Origin of the sequence: Mycobacterium sp. 1164985.4 (assembly GCF_001668575.1) — a bacterium.
Taxonomy (GTDB): Bacteria; Actinomycetota; Actinomycetes; order Mycobacteriales; family Mycobacteriaceae; genus Mycobacterium.
In genome coordinates this window covers 1-14,255 of the sequence record NZ_LZMD01000056.1, presented here as the reverse complement: position 1 = coordinate 14,255, position 14,255 = coordinate 1, and the positions used below count along the sequence as shown (strand labels likewise).

The 14,255-nt window shown below is 68.1% G+C and carries 15 protein-coding genes; 10 read left to right on the top strand and 5 right to left on the bottom strand.

The window, feature by feature from the left end; genetic code table 11:
* Window positions 1-30 precede the first annotated feature (30 nt).
* Window positions 31-1,362 carry an MATE family efflux transporter gene (locus tag A5650_RS09050; protein ID WP_231992576.1) on the top strand — a complete coding sequence of 444 codons (1,332 nt, stop codon included), beginning with the start codon at window positions 31-33 and terminating at the stop codon, window positions 1,360-1,362.
* An 88-nt stretch (window positions 1,363-1,450) separates the two neighbouring features.
* Here A5650_RS09050 and A5650_RS09045 read toward each other — a convergent pair whose 3' ends face one another.
* Together A5650_RS09045 and A5650_RS09040 are read right to left on the bottom strand one after the other, a co-directional pair.
* A complete protein-coding gene (locus A5650_RS09045; RefSeq protein ID WP_067289306.1) occupies window positions 1,451-2,017 on the bottom strand; it encodes a class I SAM-dependent methyltransferase in 567 nt (188 codons plus the stop codon).
* Between the two features lie 87 nt (window positions 2,018-2,104).
* Entirely contained in the window at window positions 2,105-2,860 is a 756-nt protein-coding gene (locus tag A5650_RS09040; protein WP_067289303.1) for an enoyl-CoA hydratase, read from the bottom strand.
* 22 nt (window positions 2,861-2,882) lie between these two features.
* Between A5650_RS09040 and A5650_RS09035 the strand changes: the two genes are divergently transcribed.
* The gene (locus A5650_RS09035) at window positions 2,883-3,158 is read left to right on the top strand and encodes a DUF2277 domain-containing protein (protein ID WP_067289300.1); all 276 of its coding nucleotides are present in this window, start codon (window positions 2,883-2,885) and stop codon (window positions 3,156-3,158) included.
* Between the two features lie 4 nt (window positions 3,159-3,162).
* A complete protein-coding gene (locus tag A5650_RS09030) occupies window positions 3,163-3,723 on the top strand; it encodes a DUF1802 family protein (RefSeq protein ID WP_067289298.1) in 561 nt (186 codons plus the stop codon).
* A gap of 4 nt (window positions 3,724-3,727) precedes the next feature.
* On the opposite strand, the gene A5650_RS09025 is transcribed toward A5650_RS09030, so the two are convergent.
* Together A5650_RS09025 and A5650_RS09020 are read right to left on the bottom strand one after the other, a co-directional pair.
* Window positions 3,728-5,398: a CocE/NonD family hydrolase gene (locus A5650_RS09025; protein ID WP_067289296.1), complete on the bottom strand. Its 1,671-nt coding sequence runs from the start codon at window positions 5,396-5,398 to the stop codon at window positions 3,728-3,730.
* A 108-nt stretch (window positions 5,399-5,506) separates the two neighbouring features.
* Window positions 5,507-6,076 (bottom strand): DUF3558 domain-containing protein, encoded by a 570-nt coding sequence (locus A5650_RS09020; RefSeq protein WP_067289293.1) that lies wholly within the window; start codon window positions 6,074-6,076, stop codon window positions 5,507-5,509.
* A 133-nt stretch (window positions 6,077-6,209) separates the two neighbouring features.
* On the opposite strand from A5650_RS09020, the gene pptH reads away from it, so the two are divergent.
* Genes pptH through truB form a run of 3 tightly spaced genes read left to right on the top strand, consistent with a single transcriptional unit; the run spans window position 6,210 to window position 8,721 of the window.
* On the top strand, window positions 6,210-7,166 hold the full coding sequence (gene pptH, locus A5650_RS09015; RefSeq protein ID WP_067289289.1) for an ACP phosphodiesterase PptH: 957 nt from the start codon (window positions 6,210-6,212) through the stop codon (window positions 7,164-7,166).
* Window positions 7,163-7,843 carry a 4'-phosphopantetheinyl transferase PptT gene (pptT, locus tag A5650_RS09010; RefSeq protein ID WP_067289286.1) on the top strand — a complete coding sequence of 227 codons (681 nt, stop codon included), beginning with the start codon at window positions 7,163-7,165 and terminating at the stop codon, window positions 7,841-7,843. The genes pptH and pptT overlap by 4 nt, the downstream gene beginning before the upstream one ends.
* Complete coding sequence (gene truB / locus A5650_RS09005; protein WP_067289281.1) at window positions 7,840-8,721, top strand: tRNA pseudouridine(55) synthase TruB; 882 nt, start codon at window positions 7,840-7,842, stop codon at window positions 8,719-8,721. The genes pptT and truB overlap by 4 nt, the downstream gene beginning before the upstream one ends.
* Before the next feature lie 9 nt (window positions 8,722-8,730).
* Here the strand turns inward: truB and mntR are convergent, their stop codons facing one another.
* On the bottom strand, window positions 8,731-9,426 hold the full coding sequence (gene mntR / locus A5650_RS09000) for a manganese-binding transcriptional regulator MntR (protein WP_067289277.1): 696 nt from the start codon (window positions 9,424-9,426) through the stop codon (window positions 8,731-8,733).
* A gap of 83 nt (window positions 9,427-9,509) precedes the next feature.
* Between mntR and A5650_RS08995 the strand changes: the two genes are divergently transcribed.
* The 4 genes from A5650_RS08995 to A5650_RS08980 all read left to right on the top strand — a co-directional run.
* Entirely contained in the window at window positions 9,510-10,481 is a 972-nt protein-coding gene (locus A5650_RS08995; RefSeq protein ID WP_067289273.1) for a bifunctional riboflavin kinase/FAD synthetase, read from the top strand.
* Between the two features lie 202 nt (window positions 10,482-10,683).
* Complete coding sequence (gene rpsO / locus A5650_RS08990; protein ID WP_067289270.1) at window positions 10,684-10,953, top strand: 30S ribosomal protein S15; 270 nt, start codon at window positions 10,684-10,686, stop codon at window positions 10,951-10,953.
* 313 nt (window positions 10,954-11,266) lie between these two features.
* Window positions 11,267-13,540 (top strand): polyribonucleotide nucleotidyltransferase, encoded by a 2,274-nt coding sequence (locus A5650_RS08985; RefSeq protein WP_067289266.1) that lies wholly within the window; start codon window positions 11,267-11,269, stop codon window positions 13,538-13,540.
* A partial coding sequence (locus A5650_RS08980) for a M16 family metallopeptidase (protein WP_197501826.1) occupies window positions 13,518-14,255 on the top strand: 738 nt, incomplete at its 3' end. The genes A5650_RS08985 and A5650_RS08980, both read left to right, overlap by 23 nt.

The window sequence follows — 14,255 nt, the reverse complement described above, 5'->3', positions numbered from 1 at the left end:
CCGGGACCCGACCGTGCTGCCATAGGTATCGTGACGCCACCCGGTCACTCGACAGCGAGCACTCGGCAGATCGCCGCACTCGCGATACCCGCGCTCGGAGTGCTGGCCGCAGAACCGATCTACCTGCTGTTTGATCTCGCGGTGGTCGGCCGCCTGGGCGCGCTGGCGTTGGCCGGGTTGGCGATCGGCGCGCTGATCCTTTCCACGCTGAGCTCGCAGATGACGTTCCTGGCCTACGGCACCACCGCGCGCTCGGCCCGGTTCTTCGGCGCCGGCGACCGCGCGGCCGCGGTGGGGGAGGGCGTGCAGGCGACCTGGCTCGCGCTGGGGTTGGGTGCGGTGATCGTCGCCGCCGTACAGGTGTTCGCGGTGCCGCTGGTGTCGGTGTTGGCGGGGGCGTCCGACGGGGGAGAGATCGCCGAAGAGGCGTTGTCGTGGGTGCGCATCGCGATCGTCGGCGTGCCCGCGATTTTGGTGTCGGCGGCGGGCAACGGGTGGATGCGCGGAGTCCAGGACACGGCGCGGCCGTTGCGGTTCGTCGTGTTCGGGTTCGCGGTGTCGGCGGTGCTGTGTCCGCTGCTGGTGTACGGCTGGCTCGGCATGCCGCGGCTCGGGTTGCCGGGTTCGGCCGTCGCGAACCTGGTGGGACAGTGGCTGGCCGCGATGCTGTTCTGTCGCGCGCTGCTGATCGAACGGGTCCCGCTGCGGCTGCATCCCGAGGTGTTGCGCGCGCAGGTGGTCATGGGTCGCGATCTGGTGTTGCGGACGCTGGCGTTCCAGGCCTGCTTCGTCTCCGCGGGCGCCGTCGCCGCCCGGTTCGGGGCGGCCGCCGTCGCCGCGCACCAGGTCGTGCTGCAGTTGTGGAATTTCTTAGCGCTGGTGCTGGATTCGTTGGCGATCGCGGCTCAGTCGCTGGTCGGCGCGGCGCTGGGTGCGGGGCAGTTGGCGCACGCGAAGTCGGTGGCGTGGCGGGTCACGATCTTCTCCGCGTTGGCCTCGGCGGTGCTCTCCATCGTGTTCGCGGTCGGTGCGTCGGTGTTCCCGAACGTGTTCACCGACGACCGCTCGGTGCTCGATGCCATCGGGGTGCCGTGGTGGTTCATGGTGGCCCAATTGCCGGTCGCCGGAATCGTTTTCGCGCTCGACGGCGTACTCTTGGGCGCCGGCGACGCGAAGTTCATGCGCAACGCGACGCTGACCAGCGCGCTGGTCGGCTTCCTGCCGTTGATCTGGCTGTCGCTGGCGTTCGGCTGGGGACTGCTGGGGATCTGGGCCGGGCTGTCGACGTTCATGGTGCTGCGGCTGGCGTTCGTCGGCTGGCGCGCGTTCTCGGGCCGTTGGCTGGTGCCCGGCACGGCGTGATCCCCGCGAGCATTGCGTATCTGCAGAGGACAGGCCGCCCCGCGATATCTGAGCACTTTGCGCACGCTCGCCGCGGTGTAAGCGTGCGCTACGCGCGGGCCCGCGCGATCGCGGCCCAGCCGAACTCTGTCGTCTTTACCCGCACATCGCCGAACCCGGCCGCTGCCAACCGATCCGGCAGCGTATCGGGGTCGACGGGGTTGTAGGTGTCGCCCTCATGCGCGACGGCCAACTCGTCGCTGCCGAGGCTGTCGCTGGCGACCAGCGCCGCCCCGGGCCGCAGCACACGGGCGACCTCGGCGAACAGCTTGTCCTGGAGTTCGGCGGTCGGGACGTGGTGCAGCATCGTGAAACACGCTGCGCCGGTGAAGCGGTCGTCGTCGTAGGACAGCGCCGTCGCGTCACCGCGCACGATCTCGACGGTCGGGACATCGGCGAAGCGGTCGGTCAGCATCGCTGCGAGTTCGTCGTCGATCTCCACCGACGTCAGCCGGCCCACCGATTCGCTCAGCACGTCGGTGGTGGCGCCGTAGCCGGGGCCCACCTCGATGACGTCGTCGCCGAGGTCGACCTCGCCCAACGCCCACGGCAGAATCACCTCGCGAATCAGCTGCCGCCATTCGTCGCTGCCGCAGTACTCATGCGCTTCGTTCACGCTCGCAGCTTATGAGGGTGCGCAAACTGCTGTAAATGGGCGGCGTGTCGTGTGCAGACACGCACTTTCGCGCCACAGGGGAGAGCCTCAGCGGACTTGGGAGCGGCCTCGCTGCAGGACCGCGTCGCGGTTGGCGGCGATGTCGTCGCCGCTGGCCGTGCGCATCCACTCGCGCGCCGACGCCGCCTCGATCCACAACCCCTCGTTGGTCTGCGCCTCGTCGATGCGGTGGTACGACGCGAGCAGCGCACGCACGGCCCGCTGATTGTTGCCCACGATCGAGGCCGCGATCTGTCGGGCCGTCGGCATCAGCTCGTCGTGCGACACCACCTGGGTGACCAGCCCGGTCCGCAGCGCCTCCTCGGCCGACAGGTAATCCCCGGTCAGGCTCATACGACGCGCCATCCCGATGCCGACCTTCTGGGGCAGCCGCACCGACAGGCCCCACGTCGGCAACAGCCCCACCCGCGCGTGGGTATCGGCGAACCGCGCCTGCTCGGAGGCGATCAGCACGTCGCAGTACAGGGCGATCTCGAGGCCACCCGTGACCGCCGCGCCGTTGATCGCGCCGATCACCGGCTTGGACATCGGCGGCCACTTCGGCGAGATGTCGGGCAGCTCGGTGGTGTCGCCGAGCTCTTTGAGGTCCAGGCCTGCGCAGAACACCGGGTCGGCGCCGGTGACGATCACGACGTCGACATCGTCGTCGGCCTGCGCCTCGCCCAGAGCCCGGTAGAACCGCCTGCGCAGTTCGGCCGACAGCGCGTTGCGCGACTGCGGGCGGTTGAGGGTCAGCGTGCGCACGCGATCTTGGGTCTCGATGAGCAGGATGTCGTCAGTCACCCGACGAACCTATCGTGGAGCCATGTGCCGAAACATCACCGAGCTGCGCGGGCTCGAACCAGCGGCGACCGACGAAGAGATCGAGGCCGCCGCGCGGCAGTACATCCGCAAGGTCAGCGGCATCACGCGGCCGACCGCGGCCAACGCCGACGCTTTCGAGGCCGCCGTCGCCGAGGTCACCGCCACCACTGACCGGCTGCTGTCGTCGCTGCCGCCCCGGCGCCAGCCACCCAAGACGGTTCCGCCGCTGCGTCGGCCCGAGGTGCGGGCGCGCATCGAGGCGGCGGCCAAGACGTAGCCCGATGACGACAACGTTGACGCAGCCCACGCTCAAGGAGTGGAGCGCCGCGGTGCACGCGCTGCTGAACGGCAGGCAGACCGTGCTGCTGCGCAAGGGCGGCATTCACGAGAAGCGGTTCGCGGTCACCGCCTCACGATTCCTGCTGTTCCCGACCGTCGCGCACAGCCACGCCGAACGCGTGCGCACCGAGCACCGCGACCTGCTCGACGCGGCGGCCGCCGACAGCACCGACGACGCTGTCGTGATCCGTGCCGGCGCCCGCGTCGTCGCCGCGATCGAGGTCAACCGTCCGGAGGCACTCGAACAGATTGCGCCACTGCATATCTGGACCGACGAGTCGGTGCGCGCCGACCGCCTCGACTTCCGGCCGAAGCACCGACTCACCGCGCTCGTCGTGCAGGCCAGCCCGCTGGTGCGACCGCTGCGACTCGAACGCACCCCCGAGTACGCGGGCTGTTCCAGCTGGGTGCAGCTGCCGGTCGACCCGGAATGGGCAACGCCGGTGCACGACGACAACACGCTGCGCGAGATCGCCTCGCGCGTCAGTGCTTCGGTAGGGTGACCGCTCAGCCGGCTGGCGGCTGCGGTCCGGCCGGCAGGATCAGCCGCGACGCGCCGCCACCGAGGTGCACCGTATGGGTGGCCGATGCGAGCTTGGTACCCGTCCCGAGTGATTCGCCGGTACCGAGGTTGCGGGCGAAGCGGGGATGCGACCCGCCCGCCACGAGCACCCGGATCCGCGAACCGGCGCGGAACCGGTGGGCGATCGGATCGAGTTCGATGCGCACCTGGCCGAAATCCGGTGCCGCACAAACGTAACCGTCGCTCACATTCCGTGAGCGTCCCTTCGCGTCGACCTCGCTTATGCGTACAAACAGGTCGTTGTACGGGTTGTCGCACGTGTGCGACAGTTCCACGACCGGAACGCCGACCACGTACTTGTCCGCGGGCAGGCGGTCGCCGGTGAAGCTCAACACGTCGGCCCGCTGGGCAAGGCTGGTGTCCTTGCGGTACCCGCCCTCCGGTGACAGCAGGCGACCGCCGACGGTCGGTGTCGGATTCGCCGGGTTGTAGGTGAAGGTCGACGGCGCGGCGGTCTCCGGCGGAACGGCGTCGCCGAGGCGGCCGCCCGGTTGCAGGTATCGCACCACCTCGGGCATCGCGGGTGGCCAGTCGGGCAGGTCGATCCAGCCCCGCCCGTTGATGAAGATGCGGACCGCCTGAGGCCGGGCGCTCTCAGCTCCCGTTAGGTGGGTGCTCAGCCAATCCAGTGTTTCGCGGATACATGTGGGGGCTGCCTTCCTCATCATGTCGACGTGCATCCACGGGCCGATAGTCAACCCCACGTCCACCCCGCGTTCGTGAAGCCGGTGATATTGGGCGATCGTCTGTTCGACGAACGTGTCCTGCCAGCCCCCGATCAGCAGAACGGCGATGTCGGTGAGATCCAACGCGTGCCCAATGTTCAGCGCTGTCCAGTGTGGGTCGTCGGCGTCGGGGTGCTCGAGCCACGATTCCCACCACGGTGCGCCGTCACCGAGTAAAGCCCGACCAGCCTCACCCGTGGGCAGACGGCTCGTAGCGCGGCCGAGGAGGCGCCGCGCCCGCGCTGCACGAACCGCCGCCCGCAACATCCTTGTGTCTTCCTGGTTCGCGACCCCGTGGCTCCAGCCGAGGAAGTCGCTCAGCGCGAAGGAGCCAGTGCCCCAGCGCGGACCGCTGAGGTCGTGAGGTCCAACCGTGACGACGGCGGCCTTCATCTCCGGGGGAGGGTCAGTGAGCAACGCCCATTGGGCGAAGCCCAGGTAGGACAGGCCGATCGTGGCGAAAGATCCGGTGAACCAGTCTTGGTTGCGAAGCCACTCGACGGTGTCGGCACCATCAGCGATCTCGTTCACCATCGGGTCGAACTCGCCGTCCGAGCCGAACGTGCCGCGCACGCTCTGGAGGACGACGTGATACCCGCGAGACGCGTAGGCGCGGGCATAGAGCGCATTGAATGGGAAGGCCCGGCCGTAGGGGCAACGAACCAGCAGGGTTCCCGCGGGACTGGACGTCACCGGCGCGTAATGGTCGGCCCTCAACTCGGCACCGTCGCGCATCGGTACACGGAAGTGATCGACCCTGAAGTCAGTGGTTCGCGGTGGCAGCCGCAGCAGGCGGGAAACGGTGCGTCCGGTGAGCTGCTTGACCTTCGAACGGGATGCCGGCCGGGCGGCGACGGAGGATGCGTTCACGACACGAGGCTACGCAGAACCGATGCTGCGATGGCCGACCGCCCGCGTGACCTCGGCCATCAGCCAGTCGATCGCGGCGGTGGCGGCCTCGACGGCTGAGCCGAGCCCCTAGAACACGTAGTACGGGATCAGGTCGTGGGCGCGCTGCAGGTTGGTCTGCATGCAGTCGGGGGCCGGGTTCGAGTAGATCGGGGAATAGAACAACGACTGCTGCAGCACTCCGTAGCTGGTGTCGTAGGCGATCATGCAGGTGATCCACCACCGGTTGTTCCAGTCGGTCGGCTTCATCACCCAGTACTGCGCGGCGCGGTGGCCGTCGATGTCGAGCTGGACCGCGTCGGCGGGCAGCGTCTGCTCATAGGTGCGCCAGACGATCGCCTCGACGGCCAACTGGTAGTTGCCCGCGTCGTATCGGCAGCGCAGCTGGTCCTCCGGCGTCGGCGGAGTGAACGCCAGGCCCATACCCTGAATCGCGTCGAGCGGAATCTGCTTGCACGGATTGAACGGTGCGGGGTCGGTCGTCTCGATGACGGGCCACTTGATCGACGTCGTGACATTCGTCATCGGAATGTCGTCGGCATCCACCCGCGGGGCGCCCGCCGGATTGGCCTGCCACACCACCATCACCGCAGCGATCAGTGCGCACAGTGCCGAGACCAAGCGCAGCTTGGCGAGCATCTCACCCCTTTGTTCGTCGGTCCGACCCTGCGGGGAGTGTAGCGGGCCGCTCGCGGCGGCCGAAGAGGAAACGAGAACCTGTTCTAGTTGGCCGGGCGAGCCGCGGGCATGCGGTTAAGTACCCTGGTCAGTTGTGACACGCGACGGCCGACGACCCACCCTTTGGGCGATCAGCGACCTGCACACGGGTCACACCGGCAACAAACCCGTGACCGAGTCGCTGCATCCGGCCTCTCCGGACGACTGGCTCATCGTCGCCGGCGACGTCGCCGAGCGCACCGACGAGATCCGGTGGGCGCTGGATCTGCTGCGCAAGCGGTTCGCCAAGGTGATCTGGATCCCGGGCAACCACGAGCTGTGGACCACGAACCGAGACCCGATGCAGATCTTCGGCAAGGCCCGCTACGACTACTTGGTCAACATGTGCGACGAGATGGGCATCATCACGCCCGAGCACCCGTTTCCGGTGTGGACCGAGGAGGGCGGCCCGGCCACGATCGTGCCGATGTTCCTGCTGTACGACTACACCTTCCTGCCCGAGGGCGCGGCCACCAAGGCAGAGGGGCTGGCCATCGCGCGGGAACGCAACGTCGTCGGCACCGACGAATTCCTGCTGTCGGCCGAGCCGTACGCCACCCGCGACGCATGGTGCCGCGACCGGGTGGCCTACACCCGCAAGCGGCTCGAGGACCTGGACTGGATGACGCCGACGGTGCTCGTCAACCACTTCCCGATGGTGCGCGAACCCTGCGACGCGATGTTCTATCCGGAGTTCTCGCTGTGGTGCGGTACCACCGCCACCGCCGACTGGCACACCCGCTACAACGCGGTGTGCTCGGTGTACGGGCACCTGCACATTCCGCGCACCACGTGGTACGACGGCGTGCGGTTCGAGGAGGTGTCGGTCGGATATCCGCGAGAGTGGCGGCGCCGCAAGCCGTATCGCTGGATGCGGCAGATTCTGCCCGACCCGCAGTATCCGCCCGGGTACCTCAACGAGTTCGGTGGACACTTCCAGATCACCCAGGAGATGCGGGAGAACGCGCAGAAGATGCAGCAGCGGATCCGCGACAGGCAGTTCTCGCGATGACGGTGGCCGCTTCGCTGCTGTCGGGTGTGCTTCCGGCGACGACGTCCGGGTTGGCCGCCGCCGAGGTGTACCGCGATCCGCCCGGCCTCGCGCCGCTGCCCGAAGAGGAGCCGTTGATCGCCAAGTCGGTGGCGAAACGCCGCAACGAGTTCATCACCGTGCGGTATTGCGCGCGGCAGGCGCTCTCCGAGATCGGCGTCGGACCGGTGCCGATCCTGAAGGGGGAGAAGGGCGAGCCGTGCTGGCCCGACGGCATCGTCGGTTCCCTGACGCACTGTGAGGGGTACCGGGGCGCGGTCGTCGGCCGACAGGCCGAAGTCCGATCGGTCGGCATCGACGCCGAACCGCACGGTGTGCTGCCCGACGGTGTGCTCGACGCGATCAGCCTGCCCGTCGAACGGACCGAGCTCGAACAGCTGCCCGCGGTCCTGCACTGGGACCGAATCCTGTTCTGCGCCAAGGAGGCGACGTACAAAGCGTGGTTTCCGCTGACCCACCGCTGGCTGGGTTTCGAGGACGCGCACATCGCCTTCGACGTCGACGACAGCGGCACCTCAGGCCGGTTCGTCTCGCGCATCCTGATCGATCCGGCCGCGATGCACGGACCTCCACTGGAAACCCTGACCGGCCGGTGGTCGGTCCGCGACGGGTTGGCGCTGACCGCGATCGTGCTATGACCGAGGCGGGTCTGGTCATCGTCGACAAACCCGCGGGCATGACGAGCCACGACGTCGTCGGCCGTTGTCGCCGTTTCTTCGGCACCCGCAAGGTCGGGCACGCAGGGACCCTCGACCCGATGGCGACCGGCGTGCTGGTCGTCGGTATCGAACGCGCCACCAAGATCCTCGGACTGTTGACGGCGACGGACAAGGCGTACGCCGCGACCATCCGGCTCGGTCAGACCACATCCACCGAGGACGTCGAAGGCGAAGTCCTGCAGGAGGTTTCGGCTGACGCCGTCACCGACGCACAGATCGAGGCAGCGGTGGCCGCGTTGCGCGGCGAGATCGATCAGGTGCCGTCGGCGGTCAGCGCGATCAAGGTCGGCGGGCAGCGTGCCTACAAGCTCGCGCGCGAGGGGCAGGCAGTCGAGTTGGCGGCCCGCCGCGTCCGCATCGACCGCTTCACCGTGCTCGACGTCCGTCGCCATCCCGGCGTGGTCGACGTTGACGTCGAGGTGGAGTGCTCCAGCGGCACCTACATCCGCGCGCTGGCCCGCGATGTCGGCGCCGCACTCGGCGTCGGTGGGCACCTCACGGCGTTGCGCCGCACCAGGGTCGGCGGGTTCGGGTTGACCGAGGCTCGTACGCTCGACGAGCTTGCCGAAACGCCGCGCCTGTCCTACAGCCTCGACGCCGCATGTCTTTTGGCGTTCCCGCGCCGCGACCTGACCCTCGCCGAAGCGGAGGACGTGCGCCACGGGCGGCCGTTGAAACCGATTGGCATCGACGGCATCTACGCCGCGACCGCTCCCGACGGTCAGGTCATCGCGTTGCTCGAAGACCGGTCGGCGCGCACGAAGTCGGTCGTCGTGCTGCGTCCCGCGACGCTGTAAGCGATCGGGTCAGCTCGCGACCACCCAGATCGCCTCGGCTGCGGGGCTTCCCAGATCGACGGTCGTGTCGTCGCCGTCGGAGGATTCGATGGCCACCGAGATCATCCCCGCGAAGTCGCGACGCGCCACGACCCGCAGCCGCGAGTCGAGGTTGATGCCGACGCTGTCGAAGTACCGCAACATCTCCGGATCGGCGTCGGAGATCCGCGCGATCGTGCCCCGGTCACCGTCGTGGCAGGCCGACAACTGGCGAGCGTCGGGGGTGGGGACGCGGCCGTCGGCGGCCGGAATCGGATCGCCGTGCGGATCGCGGGTCGGGTGTCCGAGCTTGGCGTCGATGCGGTCGAGCATCCGGTCGGACACCGCGTGTTCGAGCACCTCGGCCTCGTCGTGCACCTCGTCCCAGCTGTAGCCCAGCTCGCGCACGAGGAACGTCTCCATCAGCCGGTGCCTGCGCACCATGGCCAGCGCGGCGGCGCTGCCGGCTTCGGTCAGCGTCACCGCGCCGTACTTCTCGTGGTTGACCAGGCCCTGGTCGGCCAGCTTGCGGATCGACTCCGAGGCCGTGCTGGCCGACACGCCGAGGCGTTCGGCGAGCAGCTTCGTGCTCACCTTCTCCTGCGACCACTCCTGGACGGTCCAGATGACTTTCAGGTAGTCCTGGGCAACCGTCGTCAGGTCACGTGCATCGCCGGCAGGATTCACAGTTAGAAAGTTTAGGCAATGGTCACCTCATCCGGGGGATCCAGCGAGGCGCGCGACCCCGGCCGCGCCGTAGGCTTGCCCTCGTGCAGCGCTGGCGGGGACAAGAAGAGATCCCGACGGACTGGGGCCGATGCGTGCTCACGATCGGGGTGTTCGACGGTGTCCATCGCGGACACCAGGAGCTGATCAACCACGCGGTCAAGGCGGGACGGTCGCGTGGTGTGCCGACCGTGCTGATGACGTTCGACCCCCATCCGATGGAGGTCGTGTTCCCGGGCAGCCATCCCGCCCAGCTGACCACGCTGACCCGGCGCGCCGAGTTGGTTGAGGAACTGGGCATCGATGTCTTTCTCGTCATGCCGTTCACGGCCGACTTCATGAAGCTCACCCCCGAGCGCTACGTCCACGAATTGCTGGTCGAACGCCTGCACGTGGTCGAGGTCGTGGTGGGGGAGAACTTCACGTTCGGGAAGAAGGCCGCCGGCAACGTCGACCTGTTGCGCCAGGCCGGTGAGCGGTTCGGCTTCGCCGTCGAGGCGATGTCGCTGGTGGCCGAGCACCACCGGGATGAGACCGTCACGTTCTCCTCGACCTACATCCGGTCCTGCGTCGACGCGGGCGACGTCGTCGCCGCCGCCGAGGCGCTGGGGCGACCGCACCGCGTCGAGGGTGTTGTGGTGCGCGGCGACGGACGCGGCAAGGTGCTCGGCTTTCCCACCGCGAACGTGGCCCCGCCGATGTACTCGGCGATTCCCGCCGACGGGGTCTACGCGGCGTGGTTCACCGTGCTCGGCCACGGCCCGATCGCGGGCAGCGTCGTCCCGGGCGAGCGCTACCAGGCCGCGGTGTCGGTCGGCACCAACCCGACGTTCTCCGGGCGCACCCGCACGGTGGAGGCGTTCGTGCTGGACACCGACGCCGACCTGTACGGCCAGCACGTTGCCGTCGACTTCGTGGCCAGGCTGCGGGGCCAGGAGAAGTTCGCCAACGTCGACGACCTGGTGGAGCAGATGGGCCGCGACACCGACCACGCGCGCACGATCCTGGCCCGCTGACGCCGCGCGTTCAATCGCGGACAAAACCCTCAGGGTGGCGTCCCGACAGGCGTACGTCGGTGCGCGCTCGGCGAATTTCGTACTGCACCACCGCCGCTGTTAGACTCCCTGCCGACCGGGCGTGCGCTGCAGTTCGCGGCGGCCGCGCCTCACCGGGGCCACGCGCCCTTTCCCGCGGACTGAGATAGATGGAGTTGTTTTCGTGGCGCTTACCGCCGAACAGAAAAAGTCGATCCTGAGCGAGTACGGCCTGCATGACACCGATACCGGCTCGCCCGAGGCGCAGGTCGCACTGCTGACCAGGCGGATCGTCGACCTGACCGAGCACCTCAAGGTGCACAAGCACGATCACCACTCGCGGCGCGGCCTGCTGCTGCTCGTCGGCCGTCGGCGCCGGCTGCTCAAGTACGTGGCCCAGGTCGACGTCCAGCGCTACCGCACGCTGATCGAACGGCTCGGCCTTCGCCGCTGACGCCAGACCGGCGCGCAGATTGCGCGCCGGGATTTCGGCCGCGTACTCGCCGCAGAGTACGATGAGTCCGTTCGACTGCCGTTTCGGCCCGAACGACTTGGGTGCGATTTTCGCAGCTCCGCGAGCATCGTTCCCGCGCGTCATAACCAGGACCTGCTCGATCGCGCGGTCTTCGGTAGTGGCTGCCGGAAGAATCTCCGGCAGCTTCGATCGATGGCCGTAGCCGCATCGAGGCCCGTGGTTCATACGCTGTGACGACGCAAAAACAGCTAAACAGTGGAGACACTGAACCAGAGAGGCCATACGGACACCTATGTCTGTAGTTGAAATTGAAGACGGCGTGTACGAATCGACCGCCACGATCGACAACGGGAGCTTCGGCACCCGCACCATCCGCTTCGAAACCGGCCGGCTGGCCCAGCAGGCCGCCGGCGCCGTCGCCGCCTACCTCGACGACGAGACCATGCTGCTGAGCGCGACGTCCGCCAGCAAGAACCCCAAGGACCACTTCGACTTCTTCCCGTTGACCATCGACGTCGAAGAGCGCATGTACGCGGCCGGGCGCATCCCCGGCTCGTTCTTCCGCCGCGAGGGTCGTCCCTCGACCGACGCGATCCTGACGTGCCGCCTGATCGACCGTCCGCTGCGGCCGACGTTCGTCGACGGCCTGCGTAACGAGATCCAGGTCGTGGTCACCGTGCTCAGCCTCGATCCCAAGGATCTGTACGACGTGGTCGCGATCAACGCCGCCTCGGCGTCCACGCAGATCGCGGGCCTGCCGTTCTCGGGACCCGTCGGCGGCGTGCGTGTCGCGCTGATCCCCGATGCTGGAAACGCGGGGGCTACCTGGGTCGCGTTCCCGACCGTCGAGCAGCTCGAGCGCGCCGTGTTCGACATGGTTGTCGCCGGTCGTGCGCTCGAAGACGGTGACGTCGCGATCATGATGGTCGAGGCCGAGGCCACCGAGAACGTCGTCGAGCTGATCGCCGGCGGGGCGCAGGCGCCCACCGAGGCCGTCGTCGCCGAGGGCCTGGAGGCCGCCAAGCCGTTCATCAAGGTGCTGTGCGAGGCCCAGCAGGAGCTGTCCGATCGTGCGGCCAAGCCGACGGGCGAGTACCCGGTGTTCCCCGATTACGGCGACGACGTCTACTACTCGGTCGCCTCGGTGGCCACCGACGCGCTGTCGGAGGCGCTGACCATCGCCGGTAAGGCCGAGCGCAACGACCGCACCGACGAGATCAAGGCCGAGGTGCTCGAGCGGCTGGCCGAGCAGTACGCGGGCCGCGAGAAGGAGGTCGGCGCCGCGTTCCGCTCGCTGACCAAGAAGCTTGTGCGCCAACGCATCCTGGCCGACCACTTCCGCATCGACGGTCGCGGCATCACTGATATCCGCGCGCTGAGCGCCGAGGTCGCGGTGGTCCCCCGAGCCCACGGCAGCGCGCTGTTCGAGCGCGGCGAGACCCAAATCCTGGGCGTCACAACGCTCGACATGATGAAGTTGGCCCAGCAGATCGACTCGCTGGGGCCGGAGACCTCCAAGCGCTACATGCACCATTACAACTTCCCGCCGTATTCGACCGGTGAGACCGGCCGCGTCGGCTCGCCGAAGCGCCGCGAGATCGGCCACGGCGCGCTGGCCGAGCGTGCACTGATGCCGGTGCTGCCCAGCGTCGAAGAGTTCCCGTACGCGATCCGTCAGGTGTCGGAGGCGTTGAGTTCCAACGGTTCTACGTCGATGGGCTCGGTGTGCGCCTCGACGCTCGCCCTGCTCAACGCCGGTGTGCCGCTGAAGGCGCCGGTCGCGGGTATCGCGATGGGTCTGGTATCGGATGACGTGGAAGTTGAAGGGGCCGATGGCGGCACCGAGCGCCGGTTCGTCGCGCTGACCGACATCCTCGGCGCCGAGGATGCGTTCGGCGACATGGACTTCAAGGTCGCAGGCACCAAGGAGTTCGTCACCGCGCTGCAGCTGGACACCAAGCTCGACGGCATCCCCTCCCAGGTTCTGGCGGGTGCGCTGGCGCAGGCCAAGGACGCCCGGCTGACCATCCTCGAGGTGATGGCCGAAGCCATCGACGGTCCCGACGAGATGAGCCCGTACGCGCCGCGCATCACCACGATCAAGGTGCCGGTGGACAAGATCGGCGAGGTGATCGGCCCGAAAGGCAAGATCATCAACCAGATCACCGAGGAGACCGGCGCGCAGATCTCGATCGAGGACGACGGCACCGTGTTCGTCGGTGCGACCGACGGCCCGTCGGCGCAGGCGGCGATCGACAAGATCAACGCGATCGCCAACCCGCAGCTGCCCAAGGTCGGCGAGCGGTTCCTCGGAACCGTCGTCAAGACAACGGATTTCGGCGCCTTCGTGTCGCTGCTGCCGGGTCGCGACGGACTGGTCCACATCTCGAAGCTGGGACGTGGCAAGCGGATCGCCAAGGTCGAGGACGTCGTCAAGGTCGGCGACAAGCTGCGTGTGGAGATCGCCGACATCGACAACCGTGGAAAAATCTCGCTGATCCTGGTTGAGGAGGAAGCGGCCAACTCGGAGACCGCGCCGGCAGATGCCGCAGCGGCCAGCAGTTAGGGCTTTGCGCCACGGAGGACGTGGCGGCAGATCTTCGGAGGCGGTGCGGCGCACCGTGTTACCCGGTGGCCTGCGTGTGGTCACTGAGTACATCCCGTCGGTGCATTCGGCGTCGGTCGGGTTGTGGGTCAACGTCGGTTCGCGCGACGAAGGCCCGAGTGTCGCGGGTGCTGCGCACTTCCTCGAACATCTGCTGTTCAAGTCGACGCCGACCCGGTCGGCGGTCAGCATCGCGCAGGCCGTCGACGCGGTCGGCGGTGAGCTCAACGCCTTCACCGCCAGGGAGCACACCTGCTACTACGCGCATGTGCTCGACTCCGACCTGGAGCTCGCCGTCGACCTGGTCGCCGACGTGGTGTTGCGCGGCCAGTGCGCGGCCGAGGACGTCGAGGTCGAACGCGACGTGGTGCTCGAAGAGATCGCGATGCGTGACGACGATCCCGAGGACACCCTCGGCGACGTCTTCCTTTCGGCGATGTTCGGCTCGCATCCCGTCGGCCGTCCGGTGATCGGCAGTGCGGATTCGATCTCGTCGATGACGCGTGCCCAGTTGCACTCCTTCCACCTCCGTCGGTACACCCCCGAGCGGATGGTTCTGGCGGTAGCGGGCAATGTCGATCACGACGAAGTGGTTTCGCTGGCGCGCGAGTACTTCGGCGCCCGGCTGGTTCGTGGCCGGACCCCGGTGCCGCCCCGCAAGGGAACGGGCCGGGTG